This is a genomic window from Variovorax sp. AB1(2024), assembly GCF_037482385.2.
Taxonomy (GTDB): Bacteria; Pseudomonadota; Gammaproteobacteria; order Burkholderiales; family Burkholderiaceae_C; genus Variovorax.
Genome location: NZ_JBBHKP020000001.1, coordinates 532,009 through 552,331, shown reverse-complemented (window position 1 = coordinate 552,331; position 20,323 = coordinate 532,009). Strand labels below are relative to the sequence as shown.

Sequence of the window (20,323 nt, the reverse complement as noted above, 5' to 3'; positions counted from 1 at the left end):
AAAAGCCGCCGGTCCCGAAGGGCCGGCGGCTTTTTCGTTGGCTATGGAAGGAAGCCGAAGGGCGATCAGTCGGCGTACACGCCGGCGGCCTTGATGATCGGGCCCCACTTGGCGATCTCGGCCGAGACGAACTTCTTGTGCTCGGCCGGCTCGGTGCGGCTGTCGGTGGTGATCACCGCGCCCAGCGCTTCTTCACGCTTGATGAAGCCCGGGTCCTTCATGGCGGCCTTGATGGCTTCGTTGAGCTTCTTCAGCACCGGCGCGGGCGTGCCCTTGGGGGCGTACACGCCGTGCCAGATCGTCACTTCGAAGCCCTTCAGGCCCGACTCGTCGAGCGTGGGCAGGTCTTTCAGCGCCGGGGTGGTCAGGCGCTTGGCCGTGGTCACCGCATAGGCCTTGACCTTCTTGGCCTCGATCTGCGACGTGGTGTTGGTGGTCTGGTCGCACAGCAGGTCGATCTGGCCGCCCAGCAGGTCGGCGATGGCCGGGGCCGTGCCCTTGTACGGCACGGGCGTCATCTCGACCTTGATCGCGCTCTGGAACAGCAGGCCGCACAGGTGCGACGCGGCGCCCAGGCCGGCGTTGCCCAGGTTGATCTTGCCCTTGTTGGCGGCGATCCAGGTCGTCAGTTCCTTGTAGTTGTTGGCGGGCAGGCCGGGCTTGCCGATCAGCGTCATCGGCACTTCGTTGACCATGCCGAGGTACTCGAAGTCGGTCTCGACGTTGAAGGGCAGCTTGCGGTAGAGCGCCGGCATCGTCGACATGCCGATGTGGTTCAGCAGCAGCGTGTAGCCGTCGGGGTTGGCGCGCGCCACCTTGGCGGTGCCGATGGAACTGCCCGCGCCCGCGGTGTTGTCCACCACGATGGTGGTGCCGAGCGTCTTCTGCATGGCTTCGGCGAGGTCGCGCGCCACCCGGTCGGTCGGGCCGCCGGCCGCGAAAGGCACCACGAGCGTGACGGTCTTGTTCCCGGGGAAGTCCTGGGCGTGAACACCGGCTGCTGCGGCGGCAATCGCCGCGAGGGCGAACAGTTTCTTCATTTCGTCTCCGAGAGGGGTAAAAAGGCCGCGATCTTAAGGGCTGACTGCAAGCTGACCTATACCCAATAGCCCTTATGCGAGAAGCACGATCCGCCCCTTGCCGGTGCATGCCGGGCACGGGTGCGCGGCTGAAATCGGCCGCCCGTCGAACTGTCCGACAGGCGGAGCCGGCGCCGGACGATGCGGCTGCCGCACGCAGGCCCTAGGGTGAACCTTCATTGCCGGTTTTTTTCACCCCAAAGGAGATTCACACATGCCCATCACCTCTTCTTCCCTCGACGGAATGAAGGTCGCCATCCTCGTGTCGGACGGCTTCGAGCAGGTCGAGATGACCGAGCCGCGCAAGGCGCTCGACCATGCCGGCGCGCAGACCCTGATCGTCTCGCCGGTCGAAGGCCGCGTGCGCGGCTGGAACCACCACGACCCCGCCGACAGCTTCGAGGTCGACGTACCGCTGAAGGGCGCGAAGCCCGAAGACTTCGATGCCCTGCTGCTGCCTGGCGGCGTGGTCAACCCCGACACCCTGCGCATCGACGAGAAGGCGGTCGCGTTCGTGCGCGCCTTCGTGGAGGCGGGCAAACCCATCGCGGCCATCTGCCACGGGCCCTGGACGCTGATCGACGCGGGCGGCGTGAAGGGCCGCAAGATGACCTCGTGGCCGTCGCTGCAGGCCGACCTGAAGAACGCGGGCGCCAGCTGGAGCGACAAGGAAGTGGTGGTCGACCAGAGCCTCGTCACCAGCCGCAAGCCCGACGATCTGCCGGCTTTCAACCGCGAGATGACGAAGGCATTCGAGATCGCGCACGAGGCGTCGATTCACTGAGCTCCTGCGTGGCCGCATCGGCCGTGGGGCCGGTGTAGCGCGCACGCGGGCGGATCAGCTGGCCGCTGGCCTGCTGCTCCAGCACGTGCGCCGTCCAGCCGACGGTGCGCGAAAGCGCGAACAGCATGAGCGGCGCGCCCGGCGGCAGCTTGTGTACCGCCGCCAGCGCTGCGAGCGCGAAGTCGACGTTCACCGCGTCGCCGAGCAGCTTCTCACCGACATCGCGCAACTCGCGGAATGCCGGCGGCAGTTCGATGTTGGCCAGCAGCGCGCGGCAACGTGCATCGCCGTCCGGATAGAGCGGATGCCCGAAGGCCGCCAGCGGCCGGTCGTGCGCGAGCCATTCGCGCACCGCCGCTTCGGTGCCGATGGCCGCCGCGCTGCGCATCAGCGCCTGTACCGCCGCGGAGGCGCCGCCGTGCAGCGGGCCCGTCAGGGTCGAGAGTCCGGTGAGCAGGCAAGCCGCCACCGAAGCGCCGGTCGACGCCGTCACGCGTGCCGCGAAGGTCGACGCATTGAGCTCGTGGTCGGCCAGCAGCACCAGCACGCGGCGCAGATCGTCGGCGGCGCGCGGGCGGCGCCATGCCGAGGCCAGCCGCATGTGCAGCGGCACGGCGCGCGCGGGTGCGGTGCCCAGCAATGCATCGGCCAGCGCGCCGATCGCCTCGGCGGCCTCGGCCTGCAGCACGTTGCGCGACCGGCCCCGCGCGGGCAGGTCGGTGGCGGCGCGCGCCGCCAGCGCGAGCAGGCCGGCCTGGAGCGGCGACGAATTGCCTTGCGAGGCAACCGGCACGGCGGAAGCCGGAAAGTGCGGCGGCGCGCTTTCCCAGAGCAGCGCCGCCACTTCCTCGAGCGTGGCGTGTTCCGACAGCGCGCAGGCGTCCTGCCCCCGGTACAGCAGCCGGCCTTCGGCCACGGTGGACACAGCCGAAGCCAGCACCGGTTCGCCCCACTGGATGGCTTCGCTCGCCACCGCCTCGCTGCTGCGGCGGCCCCGTGCGCGCGCGGCGATGCGTTGCACGTCGTCGCGGTGGTAGAGGCTGCGGCGCGGGTCGGCGGCATCGGGCTTGGCGCGGATGCGGCCGCGGCTCACGCTGGCGTAGAGCGTTTGCGGGCGCACCTGCATCAGTTCGAGGGCCTCGGCGGCCGGCAGCCACAGCGGCACGGTTCTCTTCGTTGTCATGTTGACAGAATAGATCAAGATTGACGTCAATATCCATCGGGCCAGAATCAATGTCATCGTGTCAACCCAGGAGTAAAGAGCGATGAACAATGACGATGGCAGCCTCGAAGGCGTGGTGGCCGCGCATACCGTGCTGTCCGAGGTGGACGGCGAGGCCGGCCGGCTCGTGATCCGCGGCCATGCGCTGGACGAGATCGCGCAGCGCTGGCGCTATGAAGACGTGGTGGGCCTGCTGTTCGAAGGCTTCTTCGACACGCTGCCCGCCGCCGAAGGCCTGCGCACCGCCATTGGCCGCGCGCGCCGCGAAGCCTTCGAGCGCCTGCAGCCCAACGACGACGCCGTGCTGCGCCGGCTGCCGCCCATCGAGGCGGTGCGCGCGCTGCTGGCACGGCTGCCGGACGGCGACGACCTGCCGACCGCGCTGCGCCTGGTGGCCGCGCCCGCCGTGTACACCGCCGCGGTGATGCGCTGGCGCCTGGGCGTGCAGGCGCTCGCACCCGACGAGGCACTGCCGCACGCCGCCGACATGTTGCGCATGCTGCATGGCCGCGCGCCCACGCCGGCGCAGAGCGCCGCGCTCGACACCTACCTCGTCACCGTGTGCGACCACGGCCTCAACGCCTCGACCTTCGCGGCGCGCGTGGTCGCATCCACCGGCGCCGGCCTGGCTTCCGCCGTGATCGCGGGCATCAGCGCGCTCAAGGGGCCGCTGCACGGTGGCGCGCCCGGCCCGGTGCTCGATGCGCTCGACGCCATCGGCAGCGCCGGCAATGCCCGCGCATGGCTGGAGCAGGCCGTGGCCGAGGGCCAGCGGCTGATGGGCTTCGGCCATCGCATCTACCGCGTGCGCGATCCACGCGCCGATGCGCTCAAGGGCGCGCTCGGGCGGCTCGGCAAGGAGGGCAGCGTCAATGCCGCGCGCTTCGCGCTGGCCGAGGCGGCGGAGCAGGCCGCGCTGGCCATCCTGCGCGAGAAGAAGCCGGGCCGCGCGCTGGAGACCAACGTCGAGTTCTACACCGCGCTGCTGCTGGAGGCGCTGGGCTTCGGCCGCGAGAGCTTCACCTGCGTGTTCGCGGCCGGCCGCGTGGGCGGCTGGGTGGCGCATGCGCGCGAGCAGGTGAAGAAGGGGCGGCTGATCCGTCCGCAGTCGGTCTACGTGGGGCCCGAGCCCGAGGAGGCGGGCGAAGCCGCACTCGCGCACTGAGCCTACAGGGCGCGGGCGCCGTCATCCGATACGCTCGCTTTGTTCCTCGCATGCCACGGCATGCGCAATGCAAAGCGAAAGTATTCCCCCATGACGGCGACCTCCCTCCATCCCCCGACGCACGAGTCCGCACGGCGACTGCCGCGCGACCTCGCGCTCGTCACCGTGGCCATCGATGCCGTCATGGTGCTCGTCAACCTGGCCGTGCAGCTCGCCCCCGATACGCCCGAGGGCGCGCAGATGCGCGGTACCTACGCGCTGCCGGGCGTGTGGATCCCGATGGTGTGCAGCATCGGCATGGCGTGGGTGCTGGCGGCGGCGCTGGCCTGGAGCCACGGGCGCAATGCGCTGGAGAAGCGCGGCGTCGACAGCGTCTCGCGGCTCGCGCGGCCGCGCCTGCGCTATGCCGCCGCCTACCTGGTGGTGCTGCTGCTCAACTTCTATGCGCTGAGCCCGCTGCTGTACGAGGTGCAATTGCTCTTCATGCCGGGCGGCCGCCTGCACGAGGCTGTCGAGCCGGCTTCCATTCGCACGGTGATGGCAGTGTTCGTGTTCCTGCAGTCCATCGCGCAGTTGATCATGCTCGTGCTGGGCGTGTGGGCCGCGGCGTGGGTCGCGCTGCGCGCCGGGCGTGCCGCGCAGCTGGAGCCCGCCGCCGAAGCACCGGGCAGTGTGGAAGACCTGGGCGGTGCGTCGCCGCGCCGCGCGGTGGCGCTGGTGGGCGCCGCGATGTTCGCGGCGCTGCAGATGTGGAGCGGCGTGGCCATGAGCCGCTGGAGCTCGATGGGGCGCGGCGTGGACGGCCCCGAGCTGCTCTTCGCCTGGATGGTGCCGCCGCTGGTGGTCTTCGCGCTCGCGTTCTGGGGCGGCTGGCTAGGCGCCGCGCCGGGGCTCGCCAGGGCGCGGCCGTTCAGGGCAGTGGCCGCTTCGGTGCTGGCCTTCGTGCTGGTGCAGGTGAGCTGCATCGTCATCGCCATCGCGTGGCTGTACATCGCGTCGAGCACCTCCGGACTCAACGGCCTTGGAGGGCTCATCGGCTTCGTGCTGGCGTTCGCGCTGGTCTATGCGATACACGTGGTGATGCTCATGCGCGCCGCCACGCGTTGGCTGTACCGCCGCTACTTGTAGCTGCGCGCGTCTTCGATCACCTTGCCGTCGTTGGGCAGCTCGCCTGCGCCCACCACCACGACTTCGCCGCGCAGCTTGGTCACTTCGCGTATCGCATCGCCAACGCGCGCCTGCAGCCCCTGGGGCACGGCACCGTCGCATTCGAGCTGCAGCGTCATGCGGTCGTCGCCCATCTCGCCGGACACCACCAGCCGCGCGCGCCGCGCCTCGGGAAAGCGCCGCAGTATCTCGGCCACCTGCGAGGGATGCACGAACATGCCGCGCACCTTGGTGGTCTGGTCGGCCCGGCCGAGCCACCCCTTGATGCGCTTGTTGGTGCGGCCCGTGGGGCATGTGCCCGCGAGCACCGCCGACAGGTCGCCGGTGCCGAAGCGCACCAGCGGATAGTCGGGGTTGAAGGTGGTGACGACGATTTCGCCGACTTCGCCGTCGGGCACCGGGTCTCCGGTGCCGGGCCGCACGATCTCGACCAGCACGCCCTCGTCGATCACCAGCCCTTCGCGCGCGCTGGTCTCGTAGGCGATGAGGCCCAGGTCGGCCGTGGCGTAGCACTGCGTGCCCTTCACGCCATGCGCGGCGATCCAGTCGCGCAGGCTCGGCGGAAAGGCTTCGCCGGAGACGAGTGCCTTGGTGAGCGAGGGCAGCTTCAGCCCTTTCTCTTCGGCTTTCTCCAGCAATATCTTCAGGAAGCTGGGCGTGCCTGCGTAGCCTTCGGGCTTGAGGTCGGCCATGGCTTCGAGCTGCTGTTCGGTCTGCCCGGTGCCGCCCGCGAAGACGCTGCAGCCCAATGCGTGCGCGCCGCTTTCCATGATGGAGCCGGCAGGCGTCATGTGATAGCTGAAGCTGTTGTGGATCAGCTCGCCGCCGCGAAAGCCCGCCGCATGCAATGCACGAGCGGTGCGCCAGTAGTCGCGCGCTTCGCCCTCGGGTTCGTAGATGGTGCCGGGGCTCGCGAACACGCGGGGCATGCGCGGGCCGCGTGCGATGGATGAGAATCCGCCGAAGGGGTCGTCGGCGCGGCGGGCTTTCTGCAGTTCGAGCAGTTCCGATTTGCGCGTGACGGGCAGTCTGGCGAGTGCTTCGCGCGTGGTGATGTCGGCGGGCTTGACGCCGTCGAGGATTTTCGCGAACGCGGGTGCGGCGCTCCGGGCTTGCGCGATCTGCCTGGGCAAGGCGGCCAGCAGGTCGCGTTCGCGTTCGGCGGGGTCACGGATTTCTAGCTTGTCGTAGTGGTCGGTCATGTCCGTACCCTTCAATCTGTTCAGTTCAGTTCTTTACCGAGCGGTGTTTGTTCGGGGTGTGTGCACAGGCCATCGGGTACTCCCCTCCGCGAATGTCCCCCGGGGCTGCGCCCCTCCTCCTTTATTTCGCTGCGGGGAGCACCCGACGCCCTGTGCACAGGGCACCCTGTTGGTTTGCGGCCGATCAACCCGTGCTCTGAACGATCAGGCCGATGGGGTGCCTTGCGCAGCGAAATAAAGGAGGAGGCCGCAGGCCGGGGGACATTCGCGGAGCAAGGTACCCCGTCGGCCTGATCGCGCGCCGAATGCACTCTCAAGCCAGCCACCTCTTGCGCCGCTTGTAGCTCTTCACGTCCCGGAAACTCTTGCGGTCCGCGCCACCCACGCCAAGGTAGAACTCCTTCACGTCCTCGTTCTCGCGCAGGCTCTTCGCCTCGCCGTCCATCACGATGCGTCCGTTCTCCAGGATGTAGCCGTAGTCGGCATAGCGCAGCGCCATGTTGGTGTTCTGCTCGGCCAGCAGGAAAGTCACGCGCTCCTTGGTGTTGAGGTCTTTCACGATCTCGAACACCTCCTCCACGATCTGCGGCGCGAGACCCATCGAGGGTTCGTCGAGCAGCACCATCGTCGGGTTGGCCATCAACGCGCGGCCGATGGCGCACATCTGCTGCTCGCCACCCGATGTGTAGGCCGCCTGCGAAGTACGCCGCGTCTTCAGCCGCGGGAAATACGCGTACACCTTCTCCAGCGTCTGCTGCACCGCGGCCTTGCCGTCGGTGCGCGTGTAGGCGCCGGTCATCAGGTTCTCCTCGATCGTCAGGTGCGCGAAGCAGTGCCGGCCTTCCATCACCTGGATCAGCCCGCGCTTGACCAGCTCCGCAGGCGAAAGCGCCTCGATGCGCTCGCCGCGCAGCTCGATGGTGCCCTTGGTGACCGCGCCGCGTTCGCCCGCGAGCAGGTTGCTCACCGCGCGCAGCGTGGTCGTCTTGCCCGCGCCGTTGCCGCCGAGCAGCGCCACGATGCCGCCGTCGGGCACCGTGAGCGAGACGCCCTTGAGCACCAGGATCACGTGGTTGTAGATGACCTCGATGCCGTTGACGTTGAGGAGGATGTTGGGTTCGCTCATGGTGTGGTCCGAAGCATTCGAAAGAACAACAGCGCAGTTCTTTCGGATGCCCGCTCGGCCATCCTCCCTCCAGGGAACACCGCGGAACCGGCTTTGCCGGGCCGCAGGTGTTGCCCCCTGGAAGGGGGTTGGCGAAGCGACACGAAGTGCGCGAAGACTGGGGGTCAGCTCAAGACTGGCAGTCGGCTGCCTCGCGGCGCGTCAGTTTCTTTTCGGTTGCGTACTTGTCGGCCGCTGCCTTGGCCATCGGCTTGATGATCTGGTCGTCGGCCTGGTACCAGTCGGGCGCGATGTTCCACTTGGCGCCGTCCCAGGTTTCCATGCGCGCCCAGGTCGAGCCGATGTGGTCCTGGCACGAGGTGCTCACCGGACGCATCACGCCCGCGAAGCCCAGCGCGTCGAGCTTCTTCTGGTCGAGCGCCAGGTTCTCCAGGCCCCAGCGCACCTGCTCGCCGGTCATGACCTTGCCCTTGCCGAAGCGCTCCTGCGCGCGCCGCACCGCCTCGACGCCGAGCATCGAGATGATCGCGCCGCGCGTGTACAGCACTGAGCCCACTTCTTCCTTCGGGCCCGTGCCCTGGCCCTTGTCGTGCACCTGCTTGAGGATGTCCTGGATCACCTTGTTGTCGGGACCGGAACCGTTCAGCGCCAGCGCGTTGTAGCCCTTGGCGTTGGCGCCCACGTCCTTCACGTCGGGCTCGGCGCCGGCCCACCACACGCCGTACATCTTCTCGCGCGGGTAGCCGGTGGCCACGGCCTCTTTCAGCGCGGTGGAGTTCATCACGCCCCAGCCCCACAGCAGCACGAAGTCGGGGCGCTGCTGGCGCACCTGCAGCCAGGCCGACTTCTGCTCGACGCCCGGCGCCGTCACCGGAATCAGCGACAGGTCGAAGCCGTGCATCTTCGCGCGCTCCTGCAGCAGCGGAATCGGTTCCTTGCCGAAGGGCGAGTCGTGGTAGACGAGGGCGATCTTCTTGCCCTTGAGCTTGTCCATGCCGCCTTCCTTCTTGCCCAGGTGCTGGATCAGGATGTCGGCCGCGGTCCAGTAGGAGCCCATCAGCGGGAAGTTCCACTTGAAGACGCCGCCGTCCTGCGAGGCCGCGAGGCCGTAGCCCAGCGTGACGAGCGGGATCTTGTCGGTGGGCACCTTGTCGGTCAGCGCGAAGGTGATGCCGGTGGCCTGCGGGTCGAACAACGCGACGCCGGGGCGGCCCTTCAGGCGTTCGTAGCATTCCACGCCCTTGTCGGTGGCGTAGCCCGTTTCGCATTCTTCAAACGTGATCTTCACGCCGTTGATGCCGCCTTGCGCGTTCACCAGCTTCAGGTAGTCCTGCTTGCCGTTGGCCCAGGGCGTGCCGTTGGGCGCGTAGGGGCCGGTGCGGTACACCAGCAGCGGGAAGAACTGTTCCTTGGCCTGCGCCTGGGCGACCGATGGCGCGAGCATGGCGCCGAGGGTGCTGGCCACCAGGGCGGCGGTCAGAGCGAGCGATTTCAGTTTCATGCCTGTCTCCTTTTGTGGGCACCTCGGTGCCGGGTTTTTACGAACGGGAACTTTCGAAACGGATCAATGCGGGAAGGGCCACAGCCGCAGCTTCTCCTTGGCCGTGGACCACAGCCGGGCCAGCCCGTGCGGCTCGACGATCAGGAAGAACACGATCAGCGCGCCGAAGATCATGGTCTCCAGGTGCGAGGCCAGCGCGGTCGAAATCGAGAAGCCCAGCCACGCCGGTAGCTGGTTCAGGAACAGCGGCAGCAGCACGATGAACGCGGCGCCGAAGAAGCTGCCCATGATCGAGCCGAGCCCGCCGATGATCACCATGAACAGCAGCTGGAACGAGCGGTCGATGCTGAAGGCCGCCGGCTCCCACGCCCCCAGGTGCACGAAGCCCCACAGCGCGCCCGCCACGCCGACGATAAAGCTGCTCACCGCAAAGGCCGTGAGCTTGGCGTACACCGGGCGGATGCCGATCACCGCTGCGGCCACGTCCATGTCGCGCATCGCCATCCACTCGCGGCCGATGGCGCTGCGCACCAGGTTCTTGGCCAGCAGCGCGAACACCACCACGAAGGCCAGGCAGAACAGATACTTCTGCACCGGCGATTCGATCGGCACGCCGAACACGTTGAGCCCCGCCACGCTCACCGAACCCGACGAAGAATTGTTGGTGAACCACTGGATGCGCAGGAAGGCCCAGTCGGTGAAGAACTGCGCCGCCAGCGTGGCCACCGCAAGGTACAGGCCCTTGATGCGCAGGCTCGGAATGCCGAACAGCACGCCGATCACCGTGGCGCACAGGCCGCCCAGCAGCAGCGACGCGATGAGCGGCATGCCCTCGATGCGCACCTGGAAGTTGTAGGCCGCATAGGCGCCCACCGCCATGAAGGCGCCGGTGCCCAGCGAAATCTGGCCGCAGTAGCCCACCAGGATGTTCAGCCCCAGCGCCGCGAGCGAAAGAATCAGGAAGGGCGTGAGGATGGCGCGCATCCAGTAGTCGGACACGCCCAGCGGCACCACCACGAACGCCACGAGCAGCAGCACCAGGATCGCGATGCGGTCCTGCGCGATCGGGAAGATCTGCTGGTCGGCCCTGTAGCTCGACTTGAACTGGCCGTTTTCTCTGTAGAACATCGCTCAGACCCGATCGATGATCTTCTCGCCGAACAGCCCCTGGGGCCGGACGAGCAGGAAGACCAGTGCAAGAACATAGGCAAACCAGATCTCGATGCCGCCACCGAGCATGGGGCCGAGATAGATTTCGGACAGCTTCTCGCCCACCCCGATCAGCAGGCCGCCGATGATGGCGCCCGGTATCGAGGTGAGCCCGCCGAGGATCACCACCGGCAGCGCCTTCAGCGCCACCAGCGACAGCGAGAACTGCACGCCCAGCTTCGACCCCCAGATGATCCCGGCCACCAGCGCCGAGAAGCCGGCCACCGACCACACGATCACCCAGATGCGCTTGAGCGGAATGCCGATCGACTGAGCGGCCTGGTGGTCGTCGGCTACCGCGCGCAGGGCGCGGCCGGTGGCCGTCTTCTGGAAGAAGATGGCCAGCACCACCACCAGCCCGGCCGCCACCAGCGCGGCGATCAGGTCTTCCTGGCTCAGCAGCAGGCCGCCCTGGAAGGTGCCTTCGAGCACCATCAGCGGTTCCTTGGGCATGCCCACGTCGATCTTGTAGATGTCGTTGCCGAACAGCGTCTGGCCCATGCCGTCGAGGAAGTAGGCGATGCCCAGCGTGGCCATCAGCAGCGTGATGCCTTCCTGGTTCACCAGCTTGCTGAGCGCGAGCCGCTCGATCAGCCAGGCGACCACCACCATCACGGCCATGGCCGCGACGAAGGCCAGGATGTTCGCGAGGATCTGGCTCTGGAAGCCGAACCACAGCGGGAACCACTCGGAGAAGCGCGCCATGGCCAGCGCGGCGAACAGCACCATCGCGCCCTGCGCGAAGTTGAAGACGCCGGAGGCCTTGTAGATCAGCACGAAGCCGATGGCGATCAGCGAATAGAGCATGCCGACCATGAGGCCGCCGAAAAGGGTTTCGAGGAAAAAGCCCATGGTCAGTTTCTTTCTTGTTTTTCTCCCTCCCCTTTCGGGGGAGGGTTGGGGTGGGGACACGCGGCATATCCAATGGGCGCTCCGCGTGCCCCCATCCCAGCCTTCCCCCGGAGGGGGAAGGAGCAATGCTTCAGGGCGAGGCTCGGCATGGCGTCAGTGCTCCACACCCAGGTATGCCCGGATCACGTCATCGTTGTTGCGCACCTCATCGGGCGTCCCGTCGCCGATCTTCTTGCCGTAGTCCAGCACCACCACGCGGTCGGAGATGTCCATCACCACGCCCATGTCGTGCTCGATCAGCACGATGGTTGCGCCGAACTCGTCGTTCACGTCGAGGATGAAGCGGCTCATGTCCTGCTTCTCTTCCACGTTCATGCCGGCCATGGGCTCGTCCAGCAGCAGCACCTGCGGCTCCATCGCGAGCGCGCGGCCCAGGTCGACGCGCTTCTGCAGGCCGTAGGGCAGGCGGCCCACGGGCGTCTTGCGGTGCGCCTGGATCTCCAGGAAGTCGATGATGTGCTCGACGAACTCGCGGTGCCGCAGCTCCTCGCGCTCGGCCGGGCCCCAGCGCAGCGCCTGGGCGAACAGGCCGCTCTTCATCTTGAGGTTGCGCCCGGTCATGATGTTGTCGAGCACGCTCATGCCCTTGAACAGCGCCAGGTTCTGGAAGGTGCGCGCCACGCCCATCTCCGCCACCTGGCGCGAGTTCATGTGCTTGAAGGTCTGGCCGCGGAAGGTGATGGAGCCCTGCTGCGGCCAGTAGACGCCGTTGATGCAGTTCAGCATCGAGCTCTTGCCCGCGCCGTTGGGGCCGATGATGGCCCGCACCTCGTGCTCGCGCACGTTGAAGCTGATGTCCGTCAGCGCCTTCACGCCGCCGAAGCTCAGGCTGATGTTCTGCACGTCGAGGATGACCTCGCCGGTCTTCCTGGTGCTCATGCCGCCGCCTTCACGATGATGGGGAAAGTCTTCGCATCGACGACCCTCAGCGTGGCGCTCACCGTGCCCGTGCGCCCGTCCTCGAACTTGACCTGGGTCTCGATGTACTGCTCGGTCTTGCGGCCATAGAGCGCATCGACCAGCACCGCGTATTTCTCGGCAATGAAGCCGCGGCGCACCTTGCGCGTGCGGGTCAGTTCGTCGTCGTCGGGGTCGAGCTCCTTGTGCAGCACCAGGAAGCGCGCGATCTGCGTCTCGCCCATGCCGTCCTCGGCCGCGAGGTCGGCGTTGACCTTGCCGATGCATTCGGCCACCAGCGCCAGCACGTCGGGCTTGCCGGCCAGGTCGACGTAGCCGCCGTAGGCCAGCCCGCGCCGCTCGGCCCAGTTGCCCACGGCCTCGTAGTCGATGTTGATGGCCGCGCACACTTCGTCGCGGCCGTTGCCGAAGCACACGGCCTCCTTGATCTGCGGGAAGAACTTAAGCTTGTTCTCGATGTAGTTGGGCGCGAAGATCGCGCCGCTCACGAGCCGGCCCACGTCCTTGGCGCGGTCGATGATGCGCAGGTGGCCTTCGCTGTCGAGCACGCCCGCGTCGCCGGTGTGGAAGTAGCCGTTGGCGTCAAGCACCTCGGCGGTGGCGTCGGGGCGCTTGTAGTACTCCTTGAGCACCGACACGCCGCGCACCAGCACCTCGCCGTCTTCCGCGATCTTCAGCTCGATGCCCGGCGCGGCCGTGCCCACGGTCTGCAGCTTGACCTTGCCGTCCTGCTGCAGGCACACGTAGGCGCAGGTCTCGGTCTGGCCGTAGAACTGCTTCAGGTTCACGCCGATGGAGCGGTAGAAGCGGAACAGGTCCGGCCCGATGGCCGCGCCCGCTGTGTAGGCCACGCGGATGCGGCTCATGCCCAGCACGTTGCGCAGCGGGCCGTAGATCAGCAGGTTGCCCAGGGCGTACATCAGCCGGTCACCGGCGCCCACCGGCGCGCCGTTGAGAATGTCCGCGCCCACGCGCTGTGCGAGCGCCATGAACCTGGCATACAGCCAGCGCTTGGGCGCGGCCGCGTCTTCCATGCGGATCGACACGGCGGTGAGCAGGCCTTCGAAGGTGCGCGGCGGGCCGAAGTAATAGCTCGGGCCGATCTCGCGCATGTCGTTCATCACCGTCTCGGCGGACTCGGGGCAGTTGAGCGTGAAGCCGCCCACCAGCCACTGCGCCACCGAGAACAGGTGGTCGCCCACCCAGGCCATCGGCAGGTAGCTCATGATGTTGTCGCCGGGGCCGAGCCGGTCGGTCTCCACGCCGCCGCGGCCCGCCGCGATGAAGCTCGCATGCGTCTGGCACACGCCCTTGGGGCGGCCGGTGGTGCCGGAGGTGTAGAGGATCACGCCCACGTCCGTCGCCTCGCCGCTGGCGACCGCGCGGTCGTAGTAGCCCACGTTGGCCTTGTCGAACTCGCGGCCCACCGCGCGCAGCTGCTCGTAGCTCAAGAGCCCGGGCTGGTCGTAGTGGCGCAGGCCCTTGGGGTCGTCGTAGATGATGTGGCGGATGGCCGGCAGCTTGCCCTGCTGGATCTCGCGGCACTCCAGCAGCTTGTCGACCTGCTCCTGGTCTTCGGCGATCACGAACTCGATGCCCGCGTCCTGCAGCATGAAGACCATCTCGCCGGCCACCGCGTCCTGGTACAGCGGCACCGGCACGCCGCGCAGGCTCTGCGCGGCGATCACCGCCATGTACAGGTGCGGCCGGTTGGCGCCGACGATGGCCAGGTTGTCGTTGGCCTTGAAGCCCAGGCTCGCCAGGCCGCAGGCCATTTCGCGCACTTCCTGCGCCACGGCGTTCCAGGTCCAGGTTTGCCAGATGCCGAGATCCTTCTCGCGCACGGCCGGCGACTCGGGTCGGGCCTCGGCATGCGCGAGCATCAGGCGGGGGAAGGTGGGGGCGGTTGTTTGCACAGTGGGCGGATCGTAGGTCTCACTTTGACGCCCGGTTGTCGTTCCAACGACAATCCTAGGGACACTACTCCCCGGAGTTTCCCGATGCCTCGCGGCAACCTCAACCACAACAACGTGCTCGGCGGTTCGATCAAGGACCGCGTCCGTCCGGCCAACGCCGCCGAGCTCGACGGCATTCCCTGGCTGCCCACGCTCACCCCCGCCGAACGCCGCCGCGCCGAGGCCACGCTGGTGGTCGGCGAAGCGGAGCCCGGCGACCTGGTGTGCCGCGTCGGCCGCTCGCCCACCTACTGGTTCGGCGTGGTCGAGGGGCTGCTGAAGATGAGCAACGACAACGCCGACGGCGGCTCCGTCACCTACACCGGCGTGCCGCCCGGCGGCTGGTTCGGCGAAGGCACGGTGATGAAGCGCGAGCCCTACCGCTACAACATCCAGGCGCTGCGCCGCAGCCTCATCGCGGGCCTGCCGACCGAGAGCTTCCACTGGCTGCTCGACCATTCCATCGGCTTCAACCGCTTCGTGATGAACCAGCTCAACGAGCGGCTCGGCCAGTTCATCGCGGCGCTGGAGATCGACCGGCTCAACAACCCCGACGCCCGCGTGGCGCGCAACCTGGTGTCGCTGTTCAACCCGGTGCTGTACCCCGGCGTGGGCGAGGTGTTGCGCATCACGCAGCAGGAGCTGGCCTACCTGGTCGGCCTGTCGCGCCAGCGGGTCAACGAGGCGCTCAACGGCCTGTCGGCGCAGGGGTTGATCCGCGTGGAGTACGGTGGCCTGCGCGTGCTCGACCTGCCGGGCCTGCGGGCCACCGCGATGTCGAACAAGAAGAACATCCAACCCTCCGCGGAAACGGAAACCTCATGACGCTCAAAGACCAGATACAGATCGTGCCCGCGAATGCGGAGGCCGCGTTCATCCCGCCCCCGGAGCAGCCGAAGAAGCCCGAGGCCGAAGCGGCCGGGCCGACGCTCGAAGAGGCGCTCGCGCGCAACGAGCAGCTGGCCGAAAAGCTCGAGGAACTCGATGCGGTGCTGGCCAAGCCGCTCAGCGAAATCCTCGCCGACCGAGAGAAGGCCGAGGAAACCGCGCTCGCATGGGACCGCTTCGGCGCCATGTGGATGCTCTCGCAGCGCGCCATGCGGCGCGTGGCGCTCGACCTTGCGGCGCAGCTCGGCGTGAGCGAGGAAGAGGTCGTGGCGCGCGCCATGGCCAACGCCAACGCGGTGCTCAACGGCGCGGACGAAGTCGACCTGGGCGGCACCGTCGCGCCCGCGCAGCTGCAGCACATCGCGCGGCACCGCAACTTCCTGCGCAAGCAGTTCCGGACCGGTTGAGCCGCGAGGCTTTTCAATACCCCTTAATCTCCCCGCCTCCTTTCCAGAAAGACCACTCTCCGATGACCGCTTCCCACCTCACCCTCATCACCGGCGCCTCGCGCGGCCTGGGCCAGGCCATGGCCATGCAGCTGCTGCAGGCCGGCCACACGGTGCTCGGCATCTCGCGCAAGCAGTCGCCCGAGCTGGCCGAAGCCGCCAAGGCCGCCGGCGCCGAACTCGTGCAATGGGAGCAGGACCTGTCCGACCCGGTGGCTGCATCGGAGCGCGTGTCGGCATGGCTCGAGACCGTCGACGCGCAGCGCTTCGACAGCGTCACGCTCATCAACAACGCCGGCACCGTCGGCAACCCGGCGCCGCTGTCGCGCGCCGTGGAGGCCGAGCTGTCGCTGGCCCTGCGCATCGGCCTGGAGGCGCCGATGCTGCTGACCGCCGCGTTCCTGGGCGCGACGCGCGAATGGCGCGGCGTGCGCAAGGTGCTCAACATCTCGTCGGGCCTGGGCCGCAACGCGATGGGCAGCCAGGCGCCCTACTGCGCGGCCAAGGCCGGCATGGACCACTTCTCGCGCGCCGTGGCGCTCGAAGAGGCGAACGCCCCGAACGGCGCGCGCATCGTCTCGCTCGCGCCCGGCGTGATCGACACCGACATGCAGGTGCAGCTGCGTGGCGCCTCGGCCGACAAGTTCCCCGACCGCACGCGCTTCGAGAAGATGAAGAACGAAGGCATGCTCGACAGCCCCGCCACGGCTGCTGCGAAGGTGCTGGGCTACCTGGCGCGCGAAGACTTCGGCGCCAAGCCCGTGGCCGACGTGCGCGATCCGGCCTGAAACCTGGGACACCCAAGCCATGGCCACCGCCAAGTCGATCGACACGCTCGAATACAAGCTCTTCCCCTCGCCGAGGAACGTGCACCGCATCGTCTTCGAGCACCAGGTCTTCGTGCCCTACCCGTACGCGCTGATCGTGATGGACGAGTTCTACTTCAAGGGCCGCTACAGCCTGTTCTCGGCCTGCAGGATGAGCGACGGGAAGATGGGGCAGGTGGCGACGTTCGAGCTCGAATCGGACGTGGCCATCTTCAACAGCAAGTTCGTGCCGGACTGAGTCTTCGGTATTTCTCCCTCCCCCGGAGGGGGAAGGAGCAAAGGCCCGCTCACTGCATCGCGAACCTGTCGCGCTGCGCCTGCGCGCACTCGCCCATCACGCGCAACGCCCGCTCCACCGTCGGCGTGCCCATCACGAAGGGGTTCGACGCGCCGGCCGGCTGGTTCCGCAGCGCGGCCATCTTGGCCTGCGAGCTGTCGACGTTCGAGTGGTTCGACAGCATCACGTCGATGTTCTGCGCCTTCACCAGCGAGTCCATGCGCCGCGTGGACGCGATGTAGCTGTCCAGCCGCTGCATGTCCTTGCCGAAGTTGAAGCCCGTGCCGCCCCAGAGCATGGCGCGGTGCTTCCTGCCGTTCTCGCTCACGTCGAACACCGGCGAGAGCGTGCCCATGGTGTGGCCCGGCGTGAGGTACAGCGTGACGGTGGTGTCGCCCAGGGTGATGCGTTCGCCGTCCTTCGCAGAGATGTCGCCCGCGCCGCGCCTGGGCGGCGCGCCCCAGATGGGCGTGGCGAATTCGAGCTTGGTCTCGGTCATCGTCCAGTCGGCGTCGCTCATCACCACGCGCGCGCGGTACTTCTGCGCGAGGTAGGGCGCGCCGCCATAGTGGTCGCCGTGGCCGTGCGTGACGACCACGTACTTGATCTGCGCCGGGTCCAGGCCCAGCTTGCGCATGCCGCCTTCTATGAGCGCGGCGGCTTCCACCTGGTTGTTGAGCGCATCGATGAGGATGATGCCGTCCGAGGTCTTGATGGCCCACGCGCTGACCCAGTCGGCGCCCACGAAGTACAGGTTGTCGAAGGCCTTGGCGGGCGGCGGTGCCGGCTTGTTGATGAGCAGGGGGAGGCCCCTGTCGAGCTCTTCCTGCGGCGGACGCGTGGCGGGGGCGGGCTTGCAGAGCGAGAGCAGGGGCCCGAGGTCGGTGCCCGCGGCCTGCGTGGCCGCCGTGACGTGCGCGGCCACTGTTGCGTCGGAAGGCTTCTGCGCGGGTGTCTGCGCGCAGCCCTGGACGAGGGCGACAACCGCCGCCAGGGCGGCTGTCTTCAGGGGAAAGGAAGGAACCATCGGTGTCTCCATGCCGTCGTTGCGGCTTGTTCCGGAGACACCATTCTGCGACGCCCAGTCTTATTCGATTGTCGCGCCCGAGGCTTGCACGATGCCCTTCCACTTTTCGTAGTCGGTCTTCAGCAGCTTGCCGAACTGCTCCGGCGTCATGCTTTGCGGCTCGGCGCCCTGGGCGATGATGGCTGCCTTCATTTCAGGCGTGGCCAGCAGCTTGTTGACTTCGGCATTGAGCGTGGCCACCACGTCCTTGGGCGTGCCGGCCGGCACGAACAGGCCGTACCAGGTGCTCACGTCGAAGTCCTTGTAGCCCAGCTCGGCCACGGTGGGCGTGTCGGGCAGCGAGGTGCTGCGCTTGGCCGAGGTCACTGCCAGCGGCCGCAGCTTGCCCGCCTTGATCTGCGCCATGGCCGAGGGCACCGACGACACCATCAGGTCGACGTTGCCCGCCAGCACGTCCATCATGGCCGCGTTGGAGCCCTTGTAGGGCACGTGACGCATCTTGATCTTGGCCGCGCCGTTGAAGATCTCGCCGGCCAGGTGGATGGTGGTGCCGTTGCCGGGCGAGCCGTAGGTGATGGTGTCGGGCGCGGCGCGCGCGGCCTTCACCACGTCGTCGAGCGTCTTGAACTTGGAGTTGGCCTGCGTGACGATCACCACCGGCGTGTAGGCCACGTGGGCCACGGCGGTCAGGTCTTTCACGGGGTTGTAGCTCAGGTTCTTGTAGAGCCAGGGCGCGACGACCATGTTGTCCTTCTGGCCCATCACGATGTCGTAGCCCGTGGGCGCGGCGCGCGCTGCCTCGGCGATGCCGATGGTGCCGCCGGCGCCCGCGCGGTTGTCGGGCACCACTGTCCAGTGGTTCACCTCGGTGAGCTTCTGCGCGACCAGGCGCGCCAGGATGTCGGTGCCGCCGCCGGGCGGGAAGGGCACGATCATGCGGATCGGCTTGGCGGGGTAGGCTGCGGTCTGTGCGTGGGCGAGGGGGGCCGTGAAGGCCAGCGGGAGTGCCAGCGCGATGGCCAGCGTGCCGAGGTGTCTGCGGATCATGGTTGTCTCTTTGTGGGGAGCGAAGCGGATCGGGGTTGCAGTCGCATTGTCTTCACTGCACCGGGGGTGCAGTGTGCCGGAAGCGGTGTGCCGGGGGTTTTCGCGATTCGCGATGGGACCCGTATCGGCTCGCGCTGGCTCGGAAATGGAGCGGCCCCCATGCCGAGGATGGCATGGGGGCCGCGTGCTTCAGGGGCCGGCCGGGCGGCCGGCGATGCGTCAGCCGAAGTTCTTCTCGGCGAATTCCCAGTTGGCCAGCTTGGCCAGGAAGGTCTCGACGAACTTCGGGCGCAGGTTGCGGTAGTCGATGTAGTAGGCGTGTTCCCAGACGTCCACCGTCAGCAGCGCGGTGTCCGCGGTGGTCAGCGGCGTGCCGGCGGCACCGGTGTTCACGATGTCCACCGAGCCGTCGGCCTTCTTCACCAGCCACGTCCAGCCCGAGCCGAAGTTGCCCACGGCCGACTTCACGAAGGCTTCCTTGAAGGCGTCGTAGCTGCCCCACTTGGCTTCGATGGCCTTGGCCAGCGCGCCGGTCGGTGCGCCGCCGCCTTGCGGCTTCATGCAGTTCCAGAAGAAGGTGTGGTTCCAGATCTGGGCTGCGTTGTTGTAGATGCCGCCGCTGGATTTCTTGACGATCTCCTCGAGCGTCATCGCTTCGAATTCGGTGCCCTTCTGCAGGTTGTTGAGGTTCACCACGTAGGCGTTGTGGTGCTTGCCGTAGTGGTACTCGAGGGTTTCCTGCGAGTACTCGGGTGCCAGCGCGTCCAGGGCGTAGGGCAGGGGTGGGAGCTTGTGTTCCATCGTGATTACCTTCGTGGTTGTTGAAAAAGAAAAAGCGGATTCACTCGTCGGCCGGCAACGCGCCCGGCTTGGGCACGACCCGGTAGGCACAGCGCCGCGCGCCCGCGAGCACATGCTCGACACGGCTCACGGTCACGTCGGGCCCCAGCACTTCGTCGAAGAGCTGCAGCTCGCTGCGGCAGAAGCCGCTGCAGGCCTGCGCCGCCGTGCAGATGGGGCAATGGTTCTCGATGAAGAGCCAGCCGTTGCCCTGGCCTTCCTCGTCTTCTGGCCGGAACTCGGCCATGTAGCCTTCGCGGCTGCGGATTTCCGCCAGCCGCGCAAGCCGCGTCTTCAGGCTGCGCGCGCCGCGCATGGCCTGCGTGTAGCTGGCGCGCATGGCGGCCTCGCGCGCCGTGATGAGCTGGTCCATGCCCTTCTCGCCGAACACGCTGATGACGGCGCTGATCATCTGCACCGTCATCTCGGCGTGCGTGTCGGGAAAGCGCTTGTGGCCTTCCCCGGTGAGCCGCCAGATCTGCGTGGGCCGGCCGCGGCCGATCGGGCGGCTCTCGGCGTCGACCAGGCCCTCGGCCTCCAGCTTGGCCATCTGCTGGCGCACCGCTTCCACGGTGACGTTCAGCACCTTGGCGATGTCGGGAATGCCGAGCGCGCCGCGGGTCTTGAGCGTTGAGAGGATGCGGTCTGCCGGCTGGTGCGGCATCCAGGTGGGCTTGGCGGCATCTGGGGCGGGCATGGCGGGTTCGGTCGTGGAGGAAAACGGGTCCATT

The 20,323-nt window shown here is 67.8% G+C and carries 20 protein-coding genes; 7 read left to right on the top strand and 13 right to left on the bottom strand.

Going from position 1 to position 20,323, the window contains the following annotated elements:
- Positions 1–65: 65 nt before the first annotated feature.
- On the bottom strand, positions 66–1,040 hold the full coding sequence (locus WIX39_RS02685; RefSeq protein WP_081267459.1) for a tripartite tricarboxylate transporter substrate-binding protein: 975 nt from the start codon (positions 1,038–1,040) through the stop codon (positions 66–68).
- Between the two features lie 253 nt (positions 1,041–1,293).
- On the opposite strand from WIX39_RS02685, the gene WIX39_RS02680 reads away from it, so the two are divergent.
- A complete protein-coding gene (locus WIX39_RS02680; protein ID WP_409194448.1) occupies positions 1,294–1,863 on the top strand; it encodes a type 1 glutamine amidotransferase domain-containing protein in 570 nt (189 codons plus the stop codon).
- On the opposite strand, the gene WIX39_RS02675 is transcribed toward WIX39_RS02680, so the two are convergent.
- Complete coding sequence (locus tag WIX39_RS02675; RefSeq protein WP_409194447.1) at positions 1,808–3,046, bottom strand: citrate synthase; 1,239 nt, start codon at positions 3,044–3,046, stop codon at positions 1,808–1,810. The genes WIX39_RS02680 and WIX39_RS02675 overlap by 56 nt on opposite strands.
- Before the next feature lie 82 nt (positions 3,047–3,128).
- Here WIX39_RS02675 and WIX39_RS02670 point away from each other — a divergent pair, with 82 nt between their 5' ends.
- Positions 3,129–4,250 carry a citrate synthase/methylcitrate synthase gene (locus WIX39_RS02670; RefSeq protein ID WP_409194446.1) on the top strand — a complete coding sequence of 374 codons (1,122 nt, stop codon included), beginning with the start codon at positions 3,129–3,131 and terminating at the stop codon, positions 4,248–4,250.
- Positions 4,251–4,340: 90 nt separating this feature from the next.
- The gene (locus WIX39_RS02665) at positions 4,341–5,378 is read left to right on the top strand and encodes a hypothetical protein (protein WP_106936496.1); all 1,038 of its coding nucleotides are present in this window, start codon (positions 4,341–4,343) and stop codon (positions 5,376–5,378) included.
- Here WIX39_RS02665 and WIX39_RS02660 read toward each other — a convergent pair.
- The 7 genes from WIX39_RS02660 to WIX39_RS02630 form a co-directional block, all read right to left on the bottom strand.
- Positions 5,369–6,619, bottom strand: coding sequence for a phenylacetate--CoA ligase family protein (locus WIX39_RS02660; protein ID WP_106936497.1), 1,251 nt, complete (start codon positions 6,617–6,619; stop codon positions 5,369–5,371). The two genes, WIX39_RS02665 and WIX39_RS02660, sit on opposite strands and share 10 nt — an antisense overlap.
- Before the next feature lie 313 nt (positions 6,620–6,932).
- Positions 6,933–7,745, bottom strand: a complete 813-nt coding sequence (locus WIX39_RS02655; RefSeq protein WP_081267464.1) for an ABC transporter ATP-binding protein — start codon at positions 7,743–7,745, stop codon at positions 6,933–6,935.
- A gap of 169 nt (positions 7,746–7,914) precedes the next feature.
- Positions 7,915–9,246, bottom strand: coding sequence for an ABC transporter substrate-binding protein (locus tag WIX39_RS02650; RefSeq protein ID WP_081267465.1), 1,332 nt, complete (start codon positions 9,244–9,246; stop codon positions 7,915–7,917).
- 63 nt (positions 9,247–9,309) lie between these two features.
- A complete protein-coding gene (locus WIX39_RS02645; protein ID WP_081267466.1) occupies positions 9,310–10,374 on the bottom strand; it encodes a branched-chain amino acid ABC transporter permease in 1,065 nt (354 codons plus the stop codon).
- Positions 10,375–10,377: 3 nt separating this feature from the next.
- The gene (locus tag WIX39_RS02640) at positions 10,378–11,307 is read right to left on the bottom strand and encodes a branched-chain amino acid ABC transporter permease (protein WP_106936498.1); all 930 of its coding nucleotides are present in this window, start codon (positions 11,305–11,307) and stop codon (positions 10,378–10,380) included.
- Positions 11,308–11,460: 153 nt separating this feature from the next.
- Positions 11,461–12,246: an ABC transporter ATP-binding protein gene (locus WIX39_RS02635; protein WP_081267468.1), complete on the bottom strand. Its 786-nt coding sequence runs from the start codon at positions 12,244–12,246 to the stop codon at positions 11,461–11,463.
- Entirely contained in the window at positions 12,243–14,201 is a 1,959-nt protein-coding gene (locus tag WIX39_RS02630; protein WP_106936499.1) for an AMP-dependent synthetase/ligase, read from the bottom strand. Before WIX39_RS02630 ends, WIX39_RS02635 begins: the two co-directional genes overlap by 4 nt.
- Positions 14,202–14,285: 84 nt before the next feature.
- Here WIX39_RS02630 and WIX39_RS02625 point away from each other — a divergent pair, with 84 nt between their 5' ends.
- The 4 genes from WIX39_RS02625 (at position 14,286) to WIX39_RS02610 (ending at position 16,639) form a co-directional block, all read left to right on the top strand.
- Positions 14,286–15,065, top strand: coding sequence for a Crp/Fnr family transcriptional regulator (locus WIX39_RS02625; protein ID WP_081267470.1), 780 nt, complete (start codon positions 14,286–14,288; stop codon positions 15,063–15,065).
- Complete coding sequence (locus tag WIX39_RS02620) at positions 15,062–15,535, top strand: hypothetical protein (RefSeq protein ID WP_106936500.1); 474 nt, start codon at positions 15,062–15,064, stop codon at positions 15,533–15,535. The genes WIX39_RS02625 and WIX39_RS02620 overlap by 4 nt, the downstream gene beginning before the upstream one ends.
- 62 nt (positions 15,536–15,597) lie before the next feature.
- Positions 15,598–16,362, top strand: coding sequence for an SDR family NAD(P)-dependent oxidoreductase (locus tag WIX39_RS02615; RefSeq protein WP_106936501.1), 765 nt, complete (start codon positions 15,598–15,600; stop codon positions 16,360–16,362).
- Positions 16,363–16,381: 19 nt separating this feature from the next.
- Positions 16,382–16,639: a hypothetical protein gene (locus WIX39_RS02610; protein ID WP_081267473.1), complete on the top strand. Its 258-nt coding sequence runs from the start codon at positions 16,382–16,384 to the stop codon at positions 16,637–16,639.
- Positions 16,640–16,688: 49 nt separating this feature from the next.
- On the opposite strand, the gene WIX39_RS02605 is transcribed toward WIX39_RS02610, so the two are convergent.
- From WIX39_RS02605 to WIX39_RS02590, 4 genes are all read right to left on the bottom strand, one after another.
- A complete protein-coding gene (locus WIX39_RS02605) occupies positions 16,689–17,705 on the bottom strand; it encodes an MBL fold metallo-hydrolase (protein ID WP_106937630.1) in 1,017 nt (338 codons plus the stop codon).
- Positions 17,706–17,765: 60 nt separating this feature from the next.
- Positions 17,766–18,752 carry a Bug family tripartite tricarboxylate transporter substrate binding protein gene (locus WIX39_RS02600; RefSeq protein ID WP_081267475.1) on the bottom strand — a complete coding sequence of 329 codons (987 nt, stop codon included), beginning with the start codon at positions 18,750–18,752 and terminating at the stop codon, positions 17,766–17,768.
- A gap of 219 nt (positions 18,753–18,971) precedes the next feature.
- Entirely contained in the window at positions 18,972–19,553 is a 582-nt protein-coding gene (locus WIX39_RS02595) for a superoxide dismutase (protein WP_081267476.1), read from the bottom strand.
- Positions 19,554–19,593: 40 nt separating this feature from the next.
- Entirely contained in the window at positions 19,594–20,289 is a 696-nt protein-coding gene (locus WIX39_RS02590; RefSeq protein WP_081267477.1) for a helix-turn-helix transcriptional regulator, read from the bottom strand.
- Positions 20,290–20,323: the final 34 nt, after the last annotated feature.